21 protein-coding genes, 1 tRNA gene and 1 riboswitch are annotated in these 25,291 nt (G+C 46.7%); of the genes, 7 read left to right on the top strand and 15 right to left on the bottom strand.

The window, feature by feature from the left end; translation table 11 throughout:
- Positions 1-6 precede the first annotated feature (6 nt).
- Positions 7-1,767 (bottom strand): phosphodiester glycosidase family protein, encoded by a 1,761-nt coding sequence (locus AC5SXE_RS04215; protein ID WP_303883260.1) that lies wholly within the window; start codon positions 1,765-1,767, stop codon positions 7-9.
- Positions 1,768-2,190: 423 nt separating this feature from the next.
- On the opposite strand from AC5SXE_RS04215, the gene AC5SXE_RS04210 reads away from it, so the two are divergent.
- From AC5SXE_RS04210 to hutU, 6 genes are all read left to right on the top strand, one after another.
- The gene (locus tag AC5SXE_RS04210; protein ID WP_303883259.1) at positions 2,191-2,925 is read left to right on the top strand and encodes a basic amino acid ABC transporter substrate-binding protein; all 735 of its coding nucleotides are present in this window, start codon (positions 2,191-2,193) and stop codon (positions 2,923-2,925) included.
- A 28-nt stretch (positions 2,926-2,953) separates the two neighbouring features.
- Entirely contained in the window at positions 2,954-3,619 is a 666-nt protein-coding gene (locus tag AC5SXE_RS04205) for an amino acid ABC transporter permease (RefSeq protein ID WP_303883258.1), read from the top strand.
- Between the two features lie 7 nt (positions 3,620-3,626).
- A complete protein-coding gene (locus AC5SXE_RS04200) occupies positions 3,627-4,379 on the top strand; it encodes an amino acid ABC transporter ATP-binding protein (RefSeq protein WP_303883257.1) in 753 nt (250 codons plus the stop codon).
- 15 nt (positions 4,380-4,394) lie between these two features.
- Positions 4,395-5,093 (top strand): amino acid ABC transporter permease, encoded by a 699-nt coding sequence (locus tag AC5SXE_RS04195; RefSeq protein ID WP_310846508.1) that lies wholly within the window; start codon positions 4,395-4,397, stop codon positions 5,091-5,093.
- Positions 5,094-5,389: 296 nt separating this feature from the next.
- Entirely contained in the window at positions 5,390-6,127 is a 738-nt protein-coding gene (locus AC5SXE_RS04190) for an IclR family transcriptional regulator (RefSeq protein WP_310846512.1), read from the top strand.
- 50 nt (positions 6,128-6,177) lie between these two features.
- A complete protein-coding gene (gene hutU, locus AC5SXE_RS04185) occupies positions 6,178-8,193 on the top strand; it encodes a urocanate hydratase (RefSeq protein WP_310847132.1) in 2,016 nt (671 codons plus the stop codon).
- A gap of 55 nt (positions 8,194-8,248) precedes the next feature.
- Here the strand turns inward: hutU and proC are convergent, their stop codons facing one another.
- The 3 genes from proC to AC5SXE_RS04170 all read right to left on the bottom strand — a co-directional run bounded on the left by proC (position 8,249) and on the right by AC5SXE_RS04170 (position 12,894).
- Positions 8,249-9,052 (bottom strand): pyrroline-5-carboxylate reductase, encoded by an 804-nt coding sequence (gene proC / locus AC5SXE_RS04180; protein ID WP_303883254.1) that lies wholly within the window; start codon positions 9,050-9,052, stop codon positions 8,249-8,251.
- A 156-nt stretch (positions 9,053-9,208) separates the two neighbouring features.
- Entirely contained in the window at positions 9,209-10,843 is a 1,635-nt protein-coding gene (pruA, locus tag AC5SXE_RS04175) for an L-glutamate gamma-semialdehyde dehydrogenase (RefSeq protein WP_332635740.1), read from the bottom strand.
- Between the two features lie 285 nt (positions 10,844-11,128).
- Positions 11,129-11,248, bottom strand: a riboswitch (molybdenum cofactor riboswitch).
- A 254-nt stretch (positions 11,249-11,502) separates the two neighbouring features.
- Positions 11,503-12,894, bottom strand: a complete 1,392-nt coding sequence (locus tag AC5SXE_RS04170) for a YfcC family protein (RefSeq protein WP_310846517.1) — start codon at positions 12,892-12,894, stop codon at positions 11,503-11,505.
- Between the two features lie 258 nt (positions 12,895-13,152).
- On the opposite strand from AC5SXE_RS04170, the gene AC5SXE_RS04165 reads away from it, so the two are divergent.
- Positions 13,153-13,227 (top strand) — tRNA-Val (locus tag AC5SXE_RS04165).
- A 9-nt stretch (positions 13,228-13,236) separates the two neighbouring features.
- Here the strand turns inward: AC5SXE_RS04165 and AC5SXE_RS04160 are convergent.
- From AC5SXE_RS04160 to AC5SXE_RS04110, 11 genes are all read right to left on the bottom strand, one after another.
- On the bottom strand, positions 13,237-13,965 hold the full coding sequence (locus AC5SXE_RS04160; protein ID WP_303883251.1) for an ABC transporter ATP-binding protein: 729 nt from the start codon (positions 13,963-13,965) through the stop codon (positions 13,237-13,239).
- Between the two features lie 3 nt (positions 13,966-13,968).
- A complete protein-coding gene (locus AC5SXE_RS04155) occupies positions 13,969-14,730 on the bottom strand; it encodes an ABC transporter ATP-binding protein (RefSeq protein WP_310846521.1) in 762 nt (253 codons plus the stop codon).
- Positions 14,717-15,598 (bottom strand): branched-chain amino acid ABC transporter permease, encoded by an 882-nt coding sequence (locus AC5SXE_RS04150; RefSeq protein WP_303882773.1) that lies wholly within the window; start codon positions 15,596-15,598, stop codon positions 14,717-14,719. The genes AC5SXE_RS04155 and AC5SXE_RS04150 overlap by 14 nt, the downstream gene beginning before the upstream one ends.
- A gap of 14 nt (positions 15,599-15,612) precedes the next feature.
- Positions 15,613-16,494: a branched-chain amino acid ABC transporter permease gene (locus AC5SXE_RS04145; RefSeq protein ID WP_310846524.1), complete on the bottom strand. Its 882-nt coding sequence runs from the start codon at positions 16,492-16,494 to the stop codon at positions 15,613-15,615.
- A gap of 131 nt (positions 16,495-16,625) precedes the next feature.
- On the bottom strand, positions 16,626-17,723 hold the full coding sequence (locus AC5SXE_RS04140) for an ABC transporter substrate-binding protein (protein ID WP_493917275.1): 1,098 nt from the start codon (positions 17,721-17,723) through the stop codon (positions 16,626-16,628).
- Positions 17,724-18,081: 358 nt separating this feature from the next.
- Entirely contained in the window at positions 18,082-19,089 is a 1,008-nt protein-coding gene (locus tag AC5SXE_RS04135; protein WP_310846528.1) for a DUF128 domain-containing protein, read from the bottom strand.
- A gap of 160 nt (positions 19,090-19,249) precedes the next feature.
- Entirely contained in the window at positions 19,250-20,137 is an 888-nt protein-coding gene (locus AC5SXE_RS04130) for an isocitrate lyase/PEP mutase family protein (protein ID WP_303882768.1), read from the bottom strand.
- The gene (locus AC5SXE_RS04125) at positions 20,134-22,038 is read right to left on the bottom strand and encodes a TRAP transporter permease (RefSeq protein WP_493916705.1); all 1,905 of its coding nucleotides are present in this window, start codon (positions 22,036-22,038) and stop codon (positions 20,134-20,136) included. The genes AC5SXE_RS04130 and AC5SXE_RS04125 overlap by 4 nt, the downstream gene beginning before the upstream one ends.
- Before the next feature lie 110 nt (positions 22,039-22,148).
- Positions 22,149-23,159 (bottom strand): TAXI family TRAP transporter solute-binding subunit, encoded by a 1,011-nt coding sequence (locus AC5SXE_RS04120; RefSeq protein WP_310846536.1) that lies wholly within the window; start codon positions 23,157-23,159, stop codon positions 22,149-22,151.
- 157 nt (positions 23,160-23,316) lie between these two features.
- Complete coding sequence (locus tag AC5SXE_RS04115; RefSeq protein ID WP_303882764.1) at positions 23,317-23,829, bottom strand: 3-isopropylmalate dehydratase small subunit; 513 nt, start codon at positions 23,827-23,829, stop codon at positions 23,317-23,319.
- Positions 23,830-23,856: 27 nt separating this feature from the next.
- Complete coding sequence (locus AC5SXE_RS04110) at positions 23,857-25,113, bottom strand: 3-isopropylmalate dehydratase large subunit (RefSeq protein ID WP_310846539.1); 1,257 nt, start codon at positions 25,111-25,113, stop codon at positions 23,857-23,859.
- Between the last annotated feature and the right edge of the window lie 178 nt (positions 25,114-25,291).

The raw sequence follows: 25,291 nt of genomic DNA, 5'->3' as shown, positions 1-25,291 counted from the left end.
TGTTTTTTAGTCCAGATAAATTATATAAGGAAGAGGCCTTTCCCTGCCTCCCGGGGAATGATTTATGAGGACACCCTTCCACCAAAGGGCCGAAGAACCTCCGCCGTCCAAATTTACGGCGTCTTTGATGCCCAAGCGCTTGGCAACGCTTCTTAACTCGTGCAAAGTTACGCCCCTTGAATGCCACGGATCACGACCGTCCACGACAACCCAATAAACTTTACTTCCATCGCTTCCCCACAGCGTCCTGGGATGTCTTTTGTCGGTAAAACTAGGCTTGAATCCTTCGCTAACGTTAACATCCATCCCGTTAGTCAAAAGAAGGGGTCCGGCCTGAAAGGCCCACTTGGCGTGGTTAAATTCTTGAGGCTCGAGGGTGGATATTACCTCAACATCCGTGCCTAAAACGACGTTTGCAAAAAATTGCCTGCTATTTCCCCGAGCTACCAGTAAAAACCCGTCACGCGGTATGTAGTGATGAGCGGCCGTACCCGCACCCTGCTTCCAGGTTATCTTGCCGCCTCGAACCATCACTTCCAGGGCATCGGATTGCAAACCCCTGGCCTCGGGGCCGAACTCCGGCGTATAAATAGTTATCCCGTGATAGGTCGGGGCAACATTGACACCTTCTACATGAAATTCTGCACTTGTGCCTACTTTCACTTTAACCTTTGCCCTGACTTGGCCTATAAAAATCTTTCCCGAGTCATCCCATCCGATCGCAGTTCGACCGCTATAGGGCGTATAAACGACCTTGCCATCCATCATGACCAACCCTATGGGCTTTACGCCGCTGAAATATCCGCCATTAACGGCTGCCCTTGCGTTTTTCTCCCTGGCCATCTCGCTCAAAGGATTCGATGTTCCATATTCCGTGCTCGAAAGAGCGATCTTTGGGGTCACGCGAGCAGCATCAAAGGCCAGGGCGACCCAAAAAAGTGCCGGGCTTTCCTCAGCAGCCCCATAGGGAACAATTGAAGCGGTCAAGTGCTTTGGCAAAGAAGTTAAAACTTCATAGGCCTTGATGTAATTTGCAAAGGGACCTATGGTTACCTGAAAGGCCCATTCCTGCCGCACTACGAAAGCAGGAAGGCCCAAGTTTTTCAAGTAGCCTGCGAGATCACGAGCTTTCGCCTCGGCATCAAGAGGTATTTCATCGACCAAAACCAACCAAAGTTTTGGAGGGCGTCCAATTCCCTCCCTGTGCATCGTGACGGTAACTATGTCATCTCTGAGGGTTTTTTCAAAAATCAGACCATTTTTGCAGTTTTTTAACCAGGCAACGAGGGAATTTAAACCGGAGCGCGTTACGTTGTCCCTCGGGTTCGATAAAAATTCGTCCGGGGCCTTTGGGGTCATCTCACTTGCTATCGCCATGTAGGGCATAAGATGAAGCGGCACTCCGCTTTTGTCTCCTTCAAATTCGCATATCGAACTTAATATTTCAGCTTCGTTAAAGAGACCAAGGGCGCGCACGGCAAACATGACGGCCTCTGCGTTAGCCGCCTCTAAAGTAGGGTGAAAATGCTCGAAGGGCGGCAAAATTCCCAAGGCCTTTGCGGCCTGTATTGACTCTCCGTGAAGGGTGAGCTTTGAGACGTCGACAAATCCGGAGTCACCTTGAACGAGGGGCAACTCCAAGGCGGACATTATCTCGTAAACTACCTCTCCGCGAGATATGGCCGCCGCAGTGCTAGTTTGCAATAGGACCAAACAAAATACCAGGAGAATTATTGACCTTGCTTTTCCTTTCCTGCCTGACAACATGAAGCAGCCTCCTTAAGTCTTAGGTAAAGGTGAGCGACTTTCCGTTCGCTTCCGCTAAAAATATTTACCACGAATTTCATTATTTTAAAAGCAGCGGTTTTGCAAAGGGGAATCTACGAAGTTAGAATTACCCTTGCCCTTTGATGTCGAAGATGGCAAACTAAACATATACACACTTTTTAACAATTTTGACATTACTTGTCCGTGTAAAATCTCTGTTCTATAATATAATACGATATGAAATATATATACTAAACTAATGATAACATAACCCGGCAAATGCAGAGGTGCGAACTCGTCAGCATTATTCCTTTTTTGCTTGTAAACTTATGTTTATTGACAAAATACCACAAAGGGCTTTATATTGTTTCTATGGGTCATTTAAACCGAGAGCATTGGTACAATATCAGGAGGTGTTGGTAAATGAAAAAATGTTTACTTTATTTATCCGTCATAGTGATGGCCTTGTTCATGGTAGTTGCACCCGCCTTTGCAAAGACATACATTGTCGGCACGAGCGCGGATTTCCCGCCCTTTGAATACATCGAAAAGGGCCAAATAGTGGGATTTGACATCGACTTGATAAAGGCGATTGCCGAAAGCCAAGGCATCAAGGTCGAGTTTCAGGATATCAGCTTTGACTCCCTCATCCCCGGTTTAAATGCCGGCACAATCGATATCGTGGCTTCCGGCATGACCATTACCGAAGAAAGGGCAAAGGTCGTGGACTTTACGGAGCCTTACTACTCGGCAAATCAGGCCGTGCTGGTAAAAGAGGGAAGTGGAAAAAACGTCACTGTTTTGTTTGGAGACCACAAGCTGGCAGTGCAGACGGGAACCACGGGAGACCTTTGGGTGGAGGAAAACTTGGAGAAAACGGGCATACTGAAAGGCAAGGTAACCCGCTTTGATACCTTCGTTTTGGCAATTCAAGACCTCTTAAACGGAAATGTTGACGGCGTAGTCTTGGATACCCCTGTTGCCCTACGGTATGCGGCGGAAAACCCGGTCGTGATGGTGGCCGAAATAATCACCGGCGAGGAATACGGCTTTGCGGTCGCCAAGGGCAACAAAGAACTCCTCGAAAAGTTGAACAAAGGACTTGAAGAAGTGAAGGCGAGCGGCAAGATGGACGAACTTTTAAAGAAATATTTTTAAATAAAGTCGCGCAGACGAGGGATTTGTTTTGTTAGATTTTTTTGAACTGGTACAAAAGTCCCTCCCAACCTTGTTGGAAGGGACTTTTGTTACTATAAAACTTACGATCTTAATCTTAGCCCTGGGATTGGTGTTGGGTTTGATCATAGCTTTTTTTCAAACTTACGGCAACAAGCCCGTTCGCCTGCTGGCGGGCATTTACGACAGGATTTTCAGAAGCGTGCCGGAACTGGTGCTGCTCCTTTTGGTCTTTTACGGCCTCCCCAATATCGGATTTAGGCTGAGCCCCTTTTATGCCGCTGTGTTGGCCCTCGGCCTGCGTTCGGCGGCCTACATGGCTCAAATTTTCAGGGGAAGTTTCATGTCAGTTGGCTCAGACCAACTGACGGCGGCCTACTCTTTGGGCATGGGTGAATACAAAGCTTTTATATACGTAATTTTCCCGCAGGCGATCAGGGCCTTTATTCCCCCCTTCGCCAATGAATACGCCATAATACTCAAAGACACGTCCCTTGCTTACGCCATAGGAGTGGTCGAACTTTTAAGGCACGGCCAATACATCATCGCCGTAGAATATAAGCCTCTGCCTATATTTTTGGTAATCGCAGCCATCTACTTCGTCCTTACGTTTGGAGTGGCAAGGCTTTTAAAGATGCTTGAAAATAAACTCAAGATTCCAGGGATAGGAGTGTAAAAGTTAAATGTCGGACAAACCGCTGCTCAGGATAATAAACTTAAAAAAACGCTTTGGCGACAAGGTGGTACTCGACGGAATCTCTTTCGACTTAAATAAGGGAGAAACAAAAGTCATAATAGGCCCTAGCGGCACGGGAAAAAGCACGCTCTTAAAGTCCATAAACAGACTTGTCGTACCCGACGAAGGCGAGATCTGGCTAGGTGACACGGAAATCGTAAGGTGTAAAAACATCAACGCCATCAGGCAACAGATTGGCTACGTTTTTCAAGACTTCGGCTTGTTCAATCACCTGACGGCCCTGGAAAACGTCATGATAGGGCTGACAAAGGTCAAAAAAATCCCGAAGAAAGAGGCCTTGGAGCGGGCTCGCTACGAGCTAAACAGGGTGGGATTATCTGGGATAGAAGACCTTTACCCGGCACAGCTTTCGGGCGGGCAAAAACAAAGAGTTGCCATCGCACGGGCCTTGGCGATGGACCCCAAGCTGATGCTCTTTGACGAACCAACGTCCGCTTTGGATCCGGAGCTAATAGGCGAAGTTTTGGCGGTAATGCAGGAACTGGCCGAGTCCAACATGACCATGCTCGTCGTATCTCACGAGATGGGCTTTGCAAGGTCGGTTTCAGACGAAATCATATTCATAGAAGATGGGAAAATCGTGGAACAGGCTCCCCCTGAAAAGATGTTTAAAGATCCTGAAAATCCGCGCACCAGGGAGTTTTTATTTAAACTGAGCGAACTTTACGGAGAAGGCTAAAGGCAGGAGATTGACATGTCCGAATTTTTAAGACAGTTTATGATCGTAGATATTTTCGTAACCAACTTCGGGACCTTGATGCAAGGCCTGGTGTTCACCTTTGAGCTTGCCATAGTTTCAATGGTTTTTGGCACCATCTTTGGCGTCCTGCTTGCCTTGGGAAGAAGTTTTGGCACTAGGCTTCTGTCGTGGCTTTGTACCGCCTATATCGAAATTATCCGAGGAACGCCGCTTCTTGCTCAACTTTTCATACTCTACTTTGCGCTTCCTCCTTACGGCATAAGGCTGTCAGCGATAACTGTGGCATTTTTGGGTTTTACCTTAAATTCCGCGGCTTACCAGGCTGAGTATACGCGCGGCTCCATAGAAGCCGTGGGAGAGGATCAATACATGGCGGCTTATTCTTTGGGCATGAGCAGCTGGCAGACCATAATTTACGTAGTGCTGCCTCAGGCCATCAGGTGGTCGATCCCCGCATGGACGAACGAATTAATTTACTTGCTTAAATCCACGTCAATAGCTTACGTAATCGGAGCACCGGATCTTTTAACACAGGGAAAGTTCATCGCCAGCAGAAACTATCAATTTTTTAGGGTGTATTTGATCGTTGCCCTCATATACCTCGTAATAGTCCTGGCTGCCGCCAGGTTGATCGGCAAGATTGAAAAGAAAATCGAAATACCCGGTTTTGGTTATACAAAAAATCAACGTTGACGACTAAAACAATATAACATCAGTCGGTACGCTCTATTTCGATGGCGAACCAATAAATTGCCGATAAATTGCAGATATACAAGTATTACGTCAGATTTTTCCGGTGGCATTTTCCTTAAACGTATCCCTCGAAGCTTCATTTCAAATCAAATCCTGTCCTGCAAAAACATTCAGCCGACAAAAACTAGGAGCCAATTATTAGCTGAGTAAACTTCTGCATTTAAGTTGACAGGCATATAGATTGCTGCTATTCTTTTAAAAAATGGGACGTAATGTCCCATATTTGGGGGAAGAAAATGGCTAAGACCACTTTCAAAACCGATACAGTGAGCAAAGTAACGGCCATAATGGAGCTTTTGTGCTCTTCTCATAATAGCTATAGCCTCAGGGAGATAGAAAGCCTCACGGGAATACCCAAAAGCACTCTACATCGTTTGTTAAAATCCCTGGAAAGACAGGAATGGGTATACCAAGACCATGAGACAGATCAATTTCGCCCTGGAGTCAGATTCTTTCTCCTTCACAACGAAAAGCTTTTTCATCAAGCTTTGATCAATGCCGCTTCTCCCGAAATGAAGCGGTTGGTGCGTGAAACGCAAAAGACCGCCATATTAAGCGTTCTGGAAGGAACTGCCGGTTTGTGCATTTACCACGTCGAACCGGCATGCCCTGTCAAATACGTAGCTCACCGCGGGATGAGTATACCCCTTCATGTAAGCGCTACCGGAAAAGTGCTGCTGGCATTTAGCACAAAAGACCTCCAAGAACGCATCGTCTGTAACAACATCCCCCAAGAAATCAACAAAAACCGCTTTAAAGAGGAACTTGAAGAAATCAAAGAGCAAGGTTTTGCTTACAGCAGGGAGGAATGGATCCCCCACGCAGGAGACATAAGCGTGCCTCTTTTTGACTCAAGGGGTTTATTTGTGGCTCAGCTTGGTTTGGCTGGATTGGTTGCCAGTTTCGACTGTCAAGAAGAGGTAATCGTCAAAAAATTAAAGGATGCTGCAGCCCATATAAAAGAGAGGCTTTGACCACTTTAAAAAATTAAAAAAGGAGGTAGTTTGAGGTGAAAGAAATAAACATGTTAAACAGCAAGGCCATGACCATCAAGCTTGACCCCGAACTTCCCGAGTACCCTCCCTTTGAACCAAATATCAGAAGAGCACCCGACAGGGGCTTCACGCTGAGCCAAGATGAAGCAGAGCTCGCGCTGAAAAACGCCCTGCGCTATATCCCCGAGGAACTTCACGAAAAGCTTGCTCCCGAATTCATGGAAGAGCTCGCAACCCGAGGCCGTATTTACGGTTACAGGTTCAGGCCAAAGGGGCGCATTTGCGGACGTCCCATCGACGAATACAAGGGAAATTGCATCGAGGGCAAGGCCTTTCAAGTCATGATCGACAACAACCTGGACTTCGAAGTAGCCCTTTACCCCTACGAGCTTGTAACTTACGGCGAAACGGGCCAGGTATGCCAAAACTGGATGCAGTATCGGTTGATCAAAAAGTATCTTGAAATTTTAGACCAAAACCATACGCTTGTCGTGATGTCGGGCCATCCTTTGGGACTTTTTAAATCACACCCGGAGGCTCCAAGGGTAATCATAACAAACGGCCTGCTGGTGGGGATGTACGATGACCAGGAAAACTGGCACAGAGGAATGCAGCTTGGAGTCACAAATTACGGACAGATGACTGCCGGCGGATGGATGTATATAGGACCACAGGGAATCGTTCACGGTACTTACAACACCATACTTAACGCAGGAAGATTGCACCTGGGCCTTAAACCCGGCGATGACATGCGAGGTCACCTTTTTATATCCTCAGGACTGGGCGGCATGAGCGGAGCTCAACCCAAGGCCTGCGAAATAGCTGGGGCCGTGGGCATCATCGCCGAAGTGGATCCCTCGAGGATCGAGACGCGAAAAAAACAGGGTTGGGTGTCCCTCGTATCTTCTGATTTAGACGAAGTGTTTAGGGTTGCAAACAAACATCTTAAAGATAAAGAACCCATTTCCATAGCCTACTACGGAAACATCGTTGACCTGCTCGAGTACGTCGTCAAAATAGGAATAAATGCAGAGTTAATTTCCGATCAGACGTCTTGTCATGCCGCCTACGACGGGGGTTATTGCCCTCAGGGACTTACCTTCGAGGAAAGGACAAAGATGCTGTCGGAAGACAGAGAGAGATTCAAACAGCTGGTGGACAAGAGCTTGCGCAAGCATTTCGAACTGATTAAGACGCTTGTGGACCGCGGGGCGTACTTCTTCGATTACGGTAATTCCTTCATGAAGGCCGTATATGATGCGGGCGTCAAAGAAATTTGTAAAAACGGCATTGACGAAAGGGACGGCTTCATATTCCCCTCTTACGTAGAAGACATCATGGGGCCGCTTCTTTTTGATTACGGCTACGGACCTTTCAGGTGGGTCTGTTTATCCGGTAAGCGCGAAGACCTGCTTAAAACGGACAAAGCAGCCCTGGAATGCATCGATCCGAACCGCAGGCCCCAAGATAGGGACAACTACATTTGGATAAGAGATGCCGATAAAAATAACCTGGTCGTCGGTACTCAGGCAAGGATACTTTATGCCGACGCAGATCTCAGGCTTGCCATAGCGCGCAAGTTCAACGAAATGGTTCGAAGGGGCGAAATTGGGCCCGTCATGCTCGGGAGAGATCACCACGACACGGGCGGGACGGATTCACCCTTCAGAGAGACGGCTAACATAAAAGACGGGAGCAACATAACGGCGGACATGGCGGTACATTGCTACGCAGGAAACGCAGCTCGCGGGATGTCGTTGATAGCCCTTCACAACGGAGGCGGAGTCGGGATAAGCAAGGCCATAAACGGAGGATTCGGCCTTGTACTCGATGGAAGCGAGCGCATCGATAAGATCATAAACAGAGCAATCGCCTGGGACGTGTTGGTTGGCGTGGCGAGAAGATCATGGGCAAGAAACAGCGGTGCAATGGAAGTTGCCCGCGAGGTAAACGAAAACCAAAAGAGCGATTACCACATTACCCTCCCCTACGTACCCGATGAAGACTTAGTTGTCGAGACAGTGGCTAAGGTCTTCAAAAAATGAGAAATAAGTAGGTCAACAAACCCCTCCAGGCCCTTTGGCTAGGAGGGGTTTGTTTTTAATCCCTCTCTCGTCCCAGCTCAGCTGATCGCTCAGCGGCATCTGCCACTGCTCTTATCACCAATCCTCGGAAACCGCCATCTTCCAGTGCAGCTACGCCGGCAATGGTGGTACCGGCTGGAGAGGTCACCCTGTCCTTGAGACTGCCCGGGTGTTCTCCCGTTTCAATTACCATTTTAGCGGCGCCAAATACTGTCTGTGCTGCCAGAGTCATAGCTACCGGGCGCGGCAAACCGGCCATGACGCCACCATCGGCAAGTGCTTCAATAAAGATATATACATAAGCTGGTGCAGAACCGCTGAGCCCTGTCACGGCATCCAACAAGCTTTCATCCAAAACGACGACCTTCGCGACAGCGGACAACAGAGCTTTAACTTCGTCTACATCGGATTCTTTTGCATTCGGTCCCATCGCTATGGCCGCAGCCCCGGCCTGAACCAGGCAAGGTGTATTGGGCATAACTCTTATCAATCGTGCCGGCCCTGTGTACTTGTTTAAATAAGAAAGAGGTACACCGGCCATGATGGAAACTACCAAGTGTTTATCCTCCCAGAGACCCTTTAGTTCGGATAGAATGACAGGCGCCACCTGGGGCTTTACTGCTAGGAAAATTATTCGGGATTTTTCCAGTATCTCAGTATTGCTGGCAGTCGTTTGTACCCCCAATGACTCCTTGAGGTATGAAAGCCGATTAGCATCGATATCTGATACCCACACCTTATCCGGTTGAACTAAGCCCTTGGCCAAAATACCTCTAAGTAAGGCCTCGGCCATGGCTCCTCCGCCAATAAAACCTAGCATTTTGCCAGCCTCCCATCTCAGTTTTATCTGATTCTATCTTCTGAATAACCTCTTAAATTTTTAACACAAAATTGTGTAGTTGTCAAAATAACTACCGGCAGCGTTTAGCAAAAGTGCATGCTGCCGGTAGTTATTTTCTTCATTTTGTCTTAACCTTTATTTTTCGTCCATGAATGGGTATCTGTACCCTACTGGCGGATTGAGGTGTTCTTTGATGGCTCTCGGGCTTACCCAGCGCATCATGTTGATTTTGGAGCCTGCCTTGTCATTGGTACCTGAGGCTCTTGCTCCTCCGAAGGGCTGCTGAGCGATTACTGCGCCAGTGGGCTTATCGTTAATGTAGAAATTACCGGCGGCATGGGTCAGGCGCTTTTCGATCTTGACTATGGCTTCTCTGTCCTGAGCAAAAACTGCACCTGTGAGTCCATAGATTGAAGTTGAATCGCAAAGATCCAAAGCTTCCTCAATTTCCTCATCTTTGTAGATATATATTGTTAAAACCGGACCAAATATCTCTTCTTCCATGGTCTTGAAGCGAGGGTTGGTCGTTACTATTACGGTGGGTTCGATGAAAAAGCCAACGCTGTCGTCGGCGTTCCCGCCGCAGATTATCTCGGCTTCCGGAGACTCCTTGGCGTAGTCGATATACCCTTTTATTGACCGAAATGCCTGAGCATCGATTACGGCGCCCATGAAATTTGTGAAGTCTTCTATGTCACCCATCTTTGTCGTGCTTATCTCTTCAACGAGCCTTTTCTTCAACGCGGGCCACATGCTCTCAGGGACATAAGCGCGCGATGCCGCAGAACATTTCTGCCCCTGGAATTCAAAGGCCCCCCTGACCAAAGCTGTAACCAATGGCTCAAGATCCGCAGAGGGGTGAACGAAGACAAAGTCCTTTCCGCCTGTCTCACCTACGAGCCTAGGATAGGTCCTGTAATTTGGCAAGTTTTGTCCCACAGTTTGCCACATGGACTGGAACGTCGCCGTAGAACCCGTGAAGTGTACACCCGCGAGCCATGGATTTAAAAGGGCGATGCTTCCTAGTACATTTCCGGGGCCTGGAATAAAGTTTATAACTCCATCTGGAAGGCCCGCTTTTCGAAGGATAGTCATCACGTGATATGCTGAATACACGGCGGAGGAGGCGGGTTTCCAGAGCACCACGTTTCCGGCCATAGCAGCGCTGGTGGGAAGGTTGCCGGCGATGGAGGTAAAATTAAAGGGAGTTACAGCAAAGACAAACCCTTCAAGTGCTCTGTACTCCATTCGGTTCCAGGAGTCCTTCGTAGACTCGGGCTGTTCTTTGTAGATTTCATTGAGAAAATAAGCGTTAAACTTCAGCATGTCTATAAGCTCGCATGCAGAGTCGATCTCAGCTTGATATGCCGTCTTGCTCTGACAAAGCATTGTAGCCGCGTTAATCGTGCACCGACACGTTCCGGCGAGCATCTCGGCTGCCTTTAGGAAAATAGAAGCCCTATGCTCCCATGGCATTGACTCCCAATCGTGCCGTGCGGCAAGAGCTGCCTCGATAGCATCATTTACTTCCTTCTCCCCTGCCATATGGTACCTTCCAATCACCACTTCTTTGTTATGGGGAATTATGCACATACCCAACTTTCCGGTGCGCACTTCCTTGCCACCGATTATAAGGGGTATCTCAATCTCCTGGGTTCTGAGCTCAACCAAACGAGCTTTTAGTTCTTCTCTTTCCTTTGTACCCGGCGCATAGGACAACACGGGTTCATTCTTGGGTTTTTCTATCTTAAATACAGCATTGGACACCATCGCTCACCTCTCATTAAAGTGTTCAAACCTTAGTGCTCTCAGCTTCAACCACTCATAGGCCGGCTCCAAGCATATTTGCCATGCTTAACTGCATACTAAGGGCTTAGAGCATGAACCGGTAAAAACCTATGTTGCAGTTTTTCCCCGGTTTTATTCAGGGCCTTGCCAGTGCCAGCAGTTGCTCAGTAGTTAATCTATTTCAAGAGCATCCCTCCTTTATTAAAGGTCTATTAGTGCTGCTTTGTCTTTAAAATGAGAAAACCCCTTCCCGCCGGGAAGGGGTACAATAATATTCCTTTTCCTCCTTTCCAAGCGGGAGGCCTTTCCGTTTCCGAAAAGACCCTATCGGTCGATGCTCATAGGCCAAACGCCCTTAGAGACTTCGACTCGGAGGCTCTCATTTTATGAACACGGATTTTATTTAATCTTTACTTTATCAAAAAAGAACTCATCGCTGTTATTGATAATATCAAGTAAAGTGATTAAATGTCAACAAGAAGGGAGGCTCTGCGCACGTCCGCTCACCTAAGCATGTCTTGATCGCTAAAAAACGTGGCAGGAGCTTTAAAAGAACAGCATAGGAGCCCCTCCGAACTTTTTATGTCCTGAGGGGCTCCTTGTATTCATAATTCAGAGAAGAATAATTTTGCCAAGGAAAATTAAAATGGTCCGTATCCCACGATGTGAGCTACAATTACCACGATTGTCCCGATCACGTGCCAAAACACCATAAGAGGCCATATGAATTTAAACCATCTTTCGTAAGGGATCTTGGCCATGCCGAGAGTGGCCATCAGCACACCTGAAGTTGGAATGATCTGGTTAGTAAATCCGTCACCGTATTGGTAAGCCAGCACCGCGGTCTGCCGCGTAACTCCTATCAAATCAGCAATGGGAGCCATGATCGGCATTGTGGCCATCGCCTGCCCGCTTCCTGAAGGTATGAAGAAATTAATAATCGTATGGACCCAAAACATACCGGCAGCGGACAGCGCGCCAGGCAAGCGAGAAACCCAGTTGGCCAGGAAATAAATGACTGTATCGATTATCTGACCCTCGGTCATGACAACTAGTATGGCCCTTGCAACTCCCACCACCAACGCTCCAAAGGCTATGCTCTGGGAACCTTCGACAAATGCCCTTGCTACGGCGTTAGGATTAAGCCCTCCTATTAAACCGCATATGATGCCCATAGCTAAAAATATTGTTGCCAATTCCATGATGTAATAACCTTTCGCCATAACCCCGTATATCATATAGGCAAAGAACAATAGGAGCACCAGCAGTACAAGCTTGTGAATCGTGGTGAGCTTCGATTCCTCGTTTAACCTTTGTCCCGATATTTCCTCTTCTTTAAATAGATCGTAAACGATGCTTTCTTTAGGATTTTCTTTAACCTTGGAGGCATATCGCATCACGTAGTAGCAAGCCACAATGAATAGCACTGCAAATCCAACGATTCTAAGCCAGATCCCGGAGAAAAGTGGCAACTCGGAAATGCTTTGAGCCACGCCCACTGTAAAAGGATTTAGGATGCCGCCCGCAAATCCGACGGCAGCACCCGTAGAGATGATGGCTGTTCCAACGAGGGGATCAAAGCCGACGGCAGTGGCTAAAGCCACGCCCATGGGGATAAAGACGATGGTTTCCTCAGACATACCAAAGGACAATCCCCCGAGGGAAAAGACGAACATCGTTACAGGAATAAGCAATTTTTCTCTTCCCTTTAACATCAACACGATCTTTGATATCCCCGCATCAATGGCTCCTGTCGCCTGAATTATCGTGAAGGCTCCGCCCACGACAAAGATAAAAAAGATGACTTCCGCCGCCTCAATCATCCCCTTTGGGACGGAGGCAAAGACGTCCCAAAACCCGACCGGCGTGGGCTCGACGTAATGAAAGCTTTGTGGGTCCACGAGCGTTCGCCCCGTAGCCTCATCTTTAAATCTGTCAAACACTCCTGCTGGCACAACGTAAGTCCCAATAGCTACCACTATAACGATCAGAAATAAAAGCACGTAAGTATGCGGCACGACTAACCTTCGCATCTTTAACCACCCTTTCTAATGCTATCAAAGTTCAAAAAACCAAACCAAAATTTAGATATGATGTAGCTTTTTTAACATATGTTTATACCCTGTGTCAAGGAAACAAAGTAGAAGCCTTTAGCGATTATACCGTAACTTTTATGTAAAGGCAGGATAATAACATTCCATCTAGGCCCAGATGCTTCTGCAAGAAGGTGTTCTGCGCTAAAAGTTCCTCTTGCAGAATAAAGGGGTGTGCTTTATAATCGAAACAACAGTGGGCGACTAGCTCAGCGGGAGAGCGCTTCCCTCACACGGAAGAGGTCGCAGGTTCGAAACCTGCGTCGCCCACCATTTTTATTTTCAGGTCTTAAGTTTCCCCAAATAAGCCATCTTGACCCTCGGGTCAGAAAGCAATTCCATCGAAGGTCCTTGTATGATGACCCGCCCCGTCTGCATAACATATCCGCGATGGGACAGCATCAAGGCTTGCCTCGCGTTTTGTTCGACGAGCACAATTGTTACACCCCGCTTGTTTATCAACTTCAGCTCATCAAAAATTTCCTTTATGAGAATGGGAGCCAACCCTAAAGATGGTTCATCGAGCAACAAAACTCGCGGCCGCGACATTAGAGACCTAGCAATGGACAACATTTGCTGTTCTCCACCGGAAAGCGTAGCGCCGGGCTGATCTTTTCTTTCTTTAAGGCGAGGGAAAAGAGTGTAGACCCATTCCAAATCCTCCTGAACTTGCTCCTTGTCTTTTCTTAAAAAAGCCCCTACCATCAGATTTTCGCTGACGGTGAGAGGTCCAAATATTTTTCGCCCCTCGGGCACTAAGGATATCCCGCTGGCCACAACTTTATGGCTTCTTTTCGCCAATGGCTTGCCCTCAAACAAGATTTCACCCATTTCTATCGGCACAGCCCCCATTACGGAATTCAACAGCGTCGATTTGCCCGCCCCGTTTGCTCCGATGACACATACTATTTCGCCTTCATATACATCCATGGAAATGCCATGAAGTGCCTTTATCGCGCCATAACTTACAACGAGCTCTCGGATCGATAAAATTGGCTCAAGGGTCGTCATGGCTCATGCCTCCTCTCCAAGGTAGGCAGCCAACACTTCCGGGTGGCTTTGTATCTCATCGGGCGTTCCCTCGGCTATCTTTGCACCAAAGTTCATGCACGCAACACAATCACATATTTCCATCACGAGCTCCATGTGGTGTTCGATAACTATTATAGTTATGCCTAAATTGGTACATATGCGTTTGATAAGCATGTTTAAATCTTCTATCTCCTCCGGATTCATGCCCGCAGCAGGTTCGTCCAAGAGCAATAATTTCGGCTCCAAGGCCAAAGCGCGTGCAATCTCGACTCTTCTTTGATGGCCGTAGGGAAGCGTTCCGGCAGCCTGCAGCGCTTTGTCAGCCAAGCCCATAAAATCGAGAAGCTCTAGGGCGCGTTTCCTCGCTTCGGCTTCGGACAATTTCCACCGGCCTGCATGAAACAGGGCTTCGAGGAAGGAGTACTGACATTTGCGATATGCCGTTATGACGTTTTCCAAGGCCGAAACTCTCGCAAACAACCTTAAATTTTGAAAGGTTCTAGCTATCCCTCTAGGGATTATCTCGTAAGGTTTTAAAGGGCTCAAGTCTTCGCCCTGAAAGAAGATTTGACCATTGTCTACCGGGTAAAGCCCTGTTATCAGGTTAAAGACCGTCGTCTTCCCCGCCCCGTTTGGCCCAATAAGACCGACCAACTCGCCTTCTTGGACGGTGAGTGTAAAATTATGTACAGCCTTTACGCCACCGAAGGATTTATCGACGTTAAGGAGCTCAAGAAAGGCCATCGTTCCCACCCCTTTTTGATTTGGTGCGAACAAAAGAAAGGCCTTTAGATAAGTCCCATACCTCCCAAGAACCCATTATTCCCTCGGGCCTAAGCACCATTATAGCTACCAATATTCCTCCGTAGATTAGCATTCGGTATTGTGATATGGGACGGAATAACTCTACAACTAAAGTGATCACTGTTGAAGCCAAAAGCGTACCGCTCAAGGAACCCAATCCGCCAAAGACCACAACGGATGTGAGTTCCGTTGATTTCATCATGTCAAACATCACAGGCTGTATAAAAGTCATAAATCCTGCCATCAAAGCACCCGCTATACCGCAGTAAAAGCCCGATATGGCGAGGCTTAAAATTCTATAAAATGCAGTATTATAGCCCAGAAGCGATGCCGCCAGATAGTCATCGCGACATGCCTTAAAGGCCCTTCCGTAACGACTATTTATCAAATTGATCATCCCTATTGTCATGACGACAAGAAAGATCAAAGCCACCGGTAGCGTAGTAAACCCTTCAATGCCGGGATATCCTCTTGCTCCCTTTGTCAGGGATTGCCAGTTTTCCAGAATCAACCTTATCGATTCGACCAATCCTATGGAAGCAATGGCATAGTAGTCGCCCATTAACTTAAGGGTAGGTATGCCTATGAGATAGGCTATTGTCATGGAAATAACTCCGCCAGCTAAAATTGCCAAAAACCAATGGACACCGTATTGGACGGTAAGTATTGCCGTAGTATATGCGCCCAAAGCCATGTAGGCAGCGTGCCCCAAGGTAAATATTCCAGTGAAACCTGTAAGGAGCGAAACTCCCATTGCAGCTATAGAATTTATGCATAAAAGAATTATTATTCCGCCAAAATAGCCCATTTCATGCTATCCCCCTACACTTTTTCCAAGGGTTCTTTGCCGAACAAGCCGGTGGGCTTGACAAGCAAGGTTATGACCAAAAGTGAGAAGACCACCAAATCACGCAACTGACTGGATATGAAGCCTGCCGTTAACATTTCCGCAAGCCCCAATATGAGACTTCCAACGACCGCTCCAGGCAGAGAGCCAAGGCCGCCTACCACGGCGGCTACGAAGGCTTTTATCGTAATGGCTCCAAGTTGAGGATACAAAGTATAGCGAACGGAAAGAAATATCCCGCCCACTGCAGCCAAAACTCCCGCAACGAAAAACACTATGGATATGAGCATGTTTACGTTAACGCCCATCAAGCCGGCAGTCCTTAAGTCACAAGCGGCAGCCCTGATGGCCAGTCCCCATTTGCTCTTTTTGATAAAAAGTTGCAGCCCCGTCAAAAAAATCACGGCGACCACCATGGATAACAAGTCGAAGGCGCTCGTGGTCGTAATGCCGAAAAGACGAACGGGATTCGTTGGAATGACGGGCGGCAGCGCTCTAAAACGCCCACCAATGGTGACAACGAAGAGGTTTTCTATGACTATGCTCATCCCCAGCGAGGCGATCAAAAGGTAAAGCTTAATGTCAGTGCGCTCCCGTATGGGTCGATAAGCTATCCTTTCGGTCAAGGCAGCCGCGATCCCCGTCGCTAAAAGTGCAAGAAAACCCCCAACCCATATATTGTTGCCCATCGATCTTAAGGCATAATAGCATGTGTAGCCTCCTATCACTATAAAACCTCCGTGAGCGAAGTTGGAGAAAAGCAAGATCGAATAAACAAGCGAATACCCCACGGCTATCAAGGCATATACCGACCCGAGAGAAATGCCATTTATGAGCTGCTGTGCAAAAGTACCCAAGGATATCACTCCTTTATTTGGCGTATTGGCTTTTTATCATTGCTTTATTTAACAAAGGGAGGCGAAGAAGACACTTCACCTCCCTATTTTAACGCCAACTCCCACGCGCAAAAAGCGATTTGCGATTCTTCCTACTCCGGTTTTACCTTCATGAAGAACCTTGATTTCCCGTCCTTACACTCTAATATAACGGCATCTTTATCTTTAGGATTATGGTCTGCAGGATCGATCGTCAGCGTTGCGTGATTAAGCTGAACGCCACTCGTCGACTCGAGGGCATCTCGAATAGCTTTACGATCTGCTTTGCCCGCCCTTTCTACCGCATTTGCTACCCAGTGAACGGCATCATAGGCCAAGACTCCGTTGACGAATTCCTTGCATTCATCTTTGTACTTATCTTGATAAGCTGTGAAAAAGGGCTCCATTGCTGGATCTCCCGGGGCAACGTGGTTTACCCAGTAAGTACCTTCCATCGCATCGCCAGCGATTTCCCACATGAACTCGCCATAGCCGTCTCCGCCTATGATCAGTAGATCCTTCATTCCCAGCTCTCTGGCTTGTTTAATGGTAAGGGCCATCTCCTTGCCCATGTTTGGAAGGACCAATACGTCCGCACCCGAGTTTCTGATCTCGGTCAGCTGGGCCCTGAAATCCACGTCTACTCCGCCTCGAAAGCCTAAATCTGCTACCATTTGCCCACCATATTGCTCGAAATTCTTGATGAAGAATTCTCGCAAGCCTTGAGAATATTCGCTACCCACATCGTAAAGGATCGCCGCCTTTTTCTTTCCCATCTCACGAGCGGCAAAAAAGGCGAGAACCTTTCCCTGGTAGGGGTCCGTGAAGCATATCCTGAAAGAATAGGGGCGAACCTTTCCGCTTTCGTCCACGGTAACCAAGGGGTTTGTCGCTACGGTTGCAATTTGCGATACACCGGCACGATTGACGATCGGAGCCGTGGCTATATTGATACCGCTTGTGTTCGCTCCTATGATGACGTGGACTTTGTCTTGTTCTATCATCCTTCTAACTGCGTTTACCGCATCTTCGGCTCTGGTGCGAAAGTCGTATGGAACGATCTCGATCTTAATTCCATTTACGCCGCCTTTAGCGTTAATTTCTTCCGCCGCCAATTGAGCTGCCTTCACCTCAGTTTGACCATAAGCCGCCCAATCACCCGTTAGCGCCGCCAAATAACCGATCTTGACCGTTCCCTGAGCTGTTGCCATGCCAACAGCCAACAACACAATTGCAATTACAACGCCTACAAATAACCCCTTTCGCAAGGACGATCACCCCCGCTTAATTTCATAATATTTTTCCATCTTAGAAGCAACTATTCAGAATTATAAACAGGAGGTTTTATTTTGTCAATATGACATACTATTGCACTGACATAGAATGTACGTGAATTTGAGACTTTTCAAAATGATAGGATCAAATCAGATTAAATAAAGAGACATTTCTGTATGTATATTTGATTCTTTAGTCAAAACTACACACATTAAGCAAAATAAGAGAACCTAATCGCCAATTTTGCCATTTAAGCATAAATATAATAAGGACTTATACAATTAAACTTCTCAATTACATGCTATGGGGTGGCCGCATTTCTTCTATGTCATAAAGGCCGGATGATATGGAAAGAGTCGTGCTAATCTCGCATTCAAGTAAGGGCGCAAGGTAATTTGCACCTCCAAGGACGAGCATGTAGCCGCGAGTCCGATCCTTGACGCTCATTTGATACTTCGGGGGCATGAGGTACCCGATTTCAAAAAGGCCTCTCATGTTATCATTTCGGCAATTCTTGACGGCCTCTATCACGGTCTCATACATGAAAGAAGGAAATGTCTTTATGGCTGCTGTCACGCATCCTCTCCCAGTGCGCATAGCCGAAGTTACGTCGGTAAACCCTCCCCTTATCAAAAGCTCACCGGGGCTTAAAGTGGTCCCCGAGTGAGAGATGATGTCGACGAAGCCCTTGCCCTCATAATTTTGCAACCTAAAAAGTCCTGTAGCAATTGTCTCTATGTGCACACCACAACGTCTCAAAACTACATCGTAGTTTGCAGAAGAAAGGCAAAGGATCGCCTTTTGCCCCTCAGGGACCCTGTAATTCCATATCCGTCGGCCCCCCTCTAGTATAGCCACTAAAGGTGATACTATAACGTTGGAATTTGATATCTCCTTCAATAAGGATAATGCTTCGTCAAACCTTTCTTCTGGCACAGAAGTGATGTTTACGATGACTTTTCCCTTGTTGGCGCAAAGGTCGAGATCGCTTTTCACTATGAGCATTTCCGTCTCCATGGAAGACATGCCTATCCTGTCGAAGACAAAAATGGCCCTGGCCTCTTCACTTCCATCCGGAGTTAGCAAGACTCCCTTTCTCCCCAAGCGCGTTACCAAGCCGTCTTTTTCTAAATTAGATAAATGATAGCGAATGGTTCTGTCATCCAAAGTGAACCCGCATTTAGCCAACTGATCCCTTAACTCCACAGAAGTTAACGGATCTTCGGAAAAATAAAGACTTCTCAATATCTCTATAACAGTGGGAGGATACTCCTCTAAGTTATCGCCAATTCGTATTTCCACCACATACCATCTCCGTAAACATCAATATATAAAGCTAATCGGAGGGTGCCGGAAGCTGCGCCTGACGCCCTCCGATTATTTATACGATTTATAAAACAACGCTACAAGGATTCTCTGAAATAACCTGCGTTACATGCCTGAAATACGAAGTCACCTTAACTTAAGGGATATATTCAGGCAGAAATTTCTTTTCAAGCTCTCGATATTTGTTAAAGCCCACCAATTCCTTAAATTCAGCAAATGGGACAACTAGGTCAGTCCTTCCTTCGGCAATGCCATCTTTTATCACATCGAGGTAATTCATCATGCCCTTTACGGCTGCAAATAAAGGACCTACAGGAATGCTCACTCGAGCAACCCCCATTTCTTTCAGTTCATCGATATCTATGAGCGGAGTCTTGCCGCCGCTCACGGCATCAAACAGATTGATACTGATCGGCGCCTTAATTTCTTTTACCAGCCTTATTATATCCTCTCTGGTGCGCGGTGCCTCAATGAATATCAAATCAGCACCGGCCTCTGCATAAGCATTACCCCGCTTTATAGCTTCTTCTACGCCACTTACTGCAATGGCATCAGTTCTGGCGTTAACGACAAAATCGGGATCCAACTTCTTTTTGACTTCTATGCATGCCTTTATTTTCAACACCATTTCTTCCATTGGAATGATTTGCTTTCCCTCAAGATGTCCGCAGCGCTTCGGAAATACTTGGTCTTCTATATTCATGCCTGCTGCACCGATTTTAATAAACTCCTCAGTCACTCGCATGGCATTTACTGCATTGCCAAAGCCCGTGTCCGCATCGACCATGACGGGTATATTTACCGCATCTATGATGTTTTTAGAAAAGTTTAAGGCCTCAGCGAAGGACAAAAAAGCCATATCCGGAAGCCCCAAATAGGTCGCCGAAAGCCCAAAACCACTTACCTGACAAGCCTTAAATCCCGCACGCTCTATGAGCTTGGCAGACATTACGTCATGCGCGCCAGGACAAACAAGGGCTTTCTTTTCCATGATCATATTCTTTAATAGCGTAGACTTTTTCATGCTGATAACCCCTCCAGGTTGATTTTTTTATTCATCATTTTTTCAATTATTAACGTTACGATGGCAAGAGTCAGTCCTGCCAAGGAATACAAATGATGCGGGAATAGCAATAATAGCCCTCCAAGGAAAAACACGACCCTAAAAATAAGGTTTATCTTACTGTCTATATACCCAAAAAACCCGTAAGCCATAAAGATTGCTCCTAAAAATCCCGTTACAGCACAAATTAAGACCTCCAGGTGAGCACCGCGACCTACAAAGGCCGGATTCCTCACAAAGAAGAATGGCATTATGAAGGCAACGGCACCCAACTTCATCGCGTTAATTCCGGTTTTAAACCAATCTCCCTTAGAAATACCGGCCGCGACTATAGCTTGAGTACAAGTGGGAGGCGTAATCCCTCCGAGCAAAGACCAGTAAATGAAGAATAGGTGCAATGCTACCTCATCTGCACCAAGCTTTAGCAGTGGGGGCGCAAGGATGGAAAGGGAAAGTACATAAGTGGGAACGACGGGAAGCGATGTGCCAAGAAGAAAAGGAACGATTGTGCCGATCATGAGGGCGATGATGAAATTGTCTCTTCCAACTTCCATGATCAAACTGCTTATCTTTGGAGCGATGCCCGTTATGCCAACCATGTTGACCAAAATGCTCACAGATACCAAGATGGGAACGATCCTCGCAAGACTTACACCGCCGTCGTACAATGCATCAAGCATGTTGCGAAGACTTGCCCTTATCCCTTTCATAGGTATATCGTTTATAAGCATAAGTATTATAGTAGAAAGGCAGGTATAAAAACCCGCAGTGAGAAGCGGCCTTCCAACGGCTATCAATCCCAACAAAATAGCTATCGGAATTACAAGACAGGAAAGTCGCCTGAAAGTCAGTATATCTTTCCAATTCGGGATTTCGTCTTCCGGTATGGGAGCCAACCCCAGCCTTCCAGTCATAAATTGTACGCCGGCATAAATGCTAGTGTAATAAAGTACGCAAGGGATAATAGCATAACCTATGATCTTTAAATAAGATATCCCCAAAAACTCAGACATCATAAAGGCAGCGATGCTCATTATAGGCGGAGTTATGCCGCCGCCCGTCGAGGCAACAGCCTCAACGCCTCCGGCAAAGTCAGCAGGATACCCCAGTTTTTTCATCATTGGAATAGTGTAATTTCCAGTCACCGCGACATTTGCCACGCCGCTACCCGATATGCTTCCAAAAAGCGCGCTGGCCACAATGGCTGCTTTAGCAGGACCTCCACTCCATTTGCCAGTAAGGGCAAAGGCGATGTCTATAAAGGTCTTTCCTCCGCCTCCTGCAGACAGCAACGATCCGAATATTATAAAAAGCGAGATGAACGTTGCTGACATGGCTGTTACGCTTCCATATATACCCAACGGTGAGAAGTAAATAGAATTTACGACAAACTTCCACGACAAGCCCCTCAATTTCCACATGCCGGGGAATATATAACCGAACAGCGCATAAAATATCAACCCGATTACGATGATAGGAATGGCCCACCCGACGGCCCTTCTAGTGGCATCTAAAACGACGATGGCAAGCGCGATGCCGAGCAACAAATCGATTGTTCTTGCACTTCCGGGGTACATGTATATCTGAAGAGTCTTTAAATATATGTTTATATTCGCCGCAATGATGATGAGCAGTTCAACAATATCTAAAGTAGTTAACTTGTTTTCACGATATCTCTTAGAAAAGGGAAACACTAAAACGGCAAGCGACAATCCGATGCCGACATGGATAGCTCTCAGCTGCAAATCAAGCAAATGAAGGAATATGGGTACGGTTAACTGTACCACAGAAAGCGCGACTGCTGTCCAAAAAATGATGGAAGTCTTTATATCGGGAGCATCAATATTATCTTTAGTAGTCATGATAAACTGTTAATCCCCCTTTATTTTAGGCACATTTACGGCAGCCGACGAAAGTACATAGAAATTAAAAATGTAACGTCGGCTGCCAAACCTGTCTTAGCTACTTCTGCCTACTTTTTGTACTCAGGTGGAATGAATCTTTCAGGGACTTCTACGCCCTTCTCTTGAGCATAACGTATCAAGCCTGCATGGGCGTAAATTTCTCCGCCGGGAGGAACGTTTTCAAAGAAATCGGCTACCGGGTCCCATCCCTTTATGGCAGGATATGCCGATGCTACTTCTTCGAGACCTTCGACATAAGCTTTTACGATCTCATATCCCACTTCTTCGGGCAACCTTGTTGAAGCTACGGCTCCAACTATTGCACACTCTTCCACGACTGGTCCTACGTCAGGCAGTTGCTTAATTTTGCCCTTCGGTGTCTCCAAGAAAATCATGTAAGGATAGCGTTCCCTTATTTTTGCCACGTCGTCCTCGCTATATCCAATGACCGTGACGGGAAGAGTCAAGTTAACTTCGATCATTGAGGCATCTAAGCTGTCCAGTGGAGATGTCTTTTGCAATCCGACTATAGCGCCGTTTTTTAGGGCATCGATGGCATCGCCGTAAGCTGCGGGAATGAGCTGTATACCAGCACTCAAGAGTTCGTTGAACTTACGAATATACTCTGCCGATGCGGAACCGGGAATGCCGGGGCTGAATTTTTTGCCCTTCAGCTCGGTAAATGTGGTGACTCCTGAATCCTTCCTCACGTACAGACGATCAGCGGTGATGTTGCGCATAAAAAGCCACCGGATGTCTCCCCACTGCTCTTTTTCAAAGGTATCCATGCCTTTTACCATTTGAAAAGCGGAAGGCAGGTCAACACATAGTGCGAAATCAAAAACCCCTTCCTTGATCTTACGCAAGTTGTCTAATGCTGCACCGCTTTCAATAACAGTAACCTGGATATCGTTTTCGGCCTTGTTTACCACATTTGCAGTCGCGACGCACCAAGCATATACTCCCGAAGTAGATGAAGTGCTTCCCATGTTGAGATAATGTTTCTGAGCCATCGCTGGCGAAGTTAAAAGAAGTGCGAACATAACAACGAAGACAATCCAAAATCCTCTCTTTCTCATACTTTCCTCCTCCTTTTAATATGATATTTTTATATTGCTTCCAAACTTAAGCAAAAAATCCTACCCTTTTAACTACCCTATAGCCTAAATGCTGTTTACTTTCATTTTTACAATTTTTTTATAAAGGACGATTATTTTTCGCCCGAATTAGATCAGATTAATTGGCTTTCTTGATAAAATCGCCGTGTTTCTTTAAAAATGACACCAATCCACCCTCTTTTAAGATGTCTTTCATGATGGCAGGCATCGGTTCCATTGAAATCTCTTTATTGCGGGTGACGTTAAAAACAATTCCTTTTTCTAGGTCAATCTCCAATTCGTCACCTTTGTTAATTTCATCCGTATCGCAAATCAAGGCTGGAAGTCCGATATTGATTGCATTTCTAAAAAATATCCTCGCAAAGGACTTCGCCAAAACAGCTGAAATGCCCGATTCTCTTATCGCAACGGGTGCTTGTTCTCTGGAAGAACCGCAGCCGAAGTTTCTTCCTGCCACGACTACATCTCCGGGTTTTACTTTTTTGTAAAAATCAGGATCGATATCCTCGAACAAATGAGTTGCCAAATCACTCAAGTTTAACGTTTTGGTGTATTTGCCTGCTATGATGTAGTCAGTATTGATGTCATCTCCAAATTTGTGGGCCCGTCCTTTTAATGAAAAGTCGCTCATCTGTTATCACCTTTCTTTTAGATCGGTTCAGTGTAAGTATTTTCTCGGGTCAGCTATTTTCCCCTCGATCGCGGAAGCGGCACATGTCGCGGGAGAGGCCAAATATATATTTGATTTATTGTTTCCCATACGGCCTTTAAAGTTTCTGTTTGCGGTAGATATCACGTTTTCACCGTCTCCCGGGACACCTAAGTGGGTCCCCGGGCAAGGCCCACAGCCCGGCGGGATTATAGTAGCTCCTGCTTCGAGCAAGGAGGAAATGACGCCTTCTTTGGTTGCTTCAATCAAAATTCGCCTGGAAGCAGGACAAACGAGGAGTCTCACGTCCTTGTGAACACGACGGCCGCCTAAAATCGCCGCTGCTTCTTTTAAATCTTCCAGGCGCCCGTTGGTGCATGTTCCTATAAAGACTTGTTGAATTGGAGTGCCAATTGCATCTGTAATGGGGTGAACGTTGTCAACGGTGTGAGGAAAGGCGACTTGGGGTTCCAGCTTTGCCGCGTCAATGCGAAGGACGTCGATGAAATAAGCATCTTCATCGCTTTTCTGAGGAACAAAAGAGCGAGATGAACGACTGCGGACCCATTCAAGGGTTTTGGCATCGGGTGCCACTATTCCACCCTTTGCGCCAGCCTCTATGGCCATGTTGCACAAAGTCATCCTTTCTCCCATGGGCATGTCATCGATACATTCGCCAGCAAATTCAATGCAAAGGTAGTCCGCTCCGTCCGATTTTAATAAGCCGATAATATGAAGGATAAGATCTTTCGGATATACACCTTGCTGCAACTTGTTGTCTATTGCCAGTTTAATCGTATGAGGAACTTTCAACCATAGCTTTCCCGTTAGCAAAACACCGCTTGCATCGGTCGATCCAATGCCGAAAGAAAAAGCTCCCACCGCGCCGTAAGTGCATGTGTGGGAATCCGTCCCAAGGGCGATGTCGCCCGGAAGAACTAATCCTTTTTCTAACACCAGTTGATGGCAAATGCCCTCACCTACGTCAAAAAGCTGTATGCCTTGCTCCTTTGCAAAGCTTCGCAACATGTCATGCAAACCGCTGACTCTTTCGTTGGGGCTTGGCGTAGCGTGGTCCAAGACGAAAACGACTTTGGTCGGATCCCATACACGATCCTTTTCGAACTCCCTGAAGGCCTTTATGGCAAGGGGGCCCGTAGAGTCGTGACACATTAACATATCGACGGGCACTACGCAGAAATCTCCAGCCTTTACTTCTTCGCCTAGGTGCTTGGAAATGATCTTTTCCACAATCGTTTTTCCCACGTCTATGCACTCCTGTCGTTTTACTATCTTAAAATAAACGTTACGCGAGTCAAAGTACTGTACAATGATTAAAAAGGATTTAATGAAGAAAAATGTTTAAAGCATGCAAGATTGGAAATCAATTTCCATAAGTCAATAAAAAAATACCACGTATAAATTTTTTGTCAATAGCAAAACA

It is taken from the genome of Acetomicrobium sp. (assembly GCF_059026225.1).
Note: the sequence above shows the minus strand (reverse complement) of the source record. Positions and strands in the feature narration are given on the sequence as shown.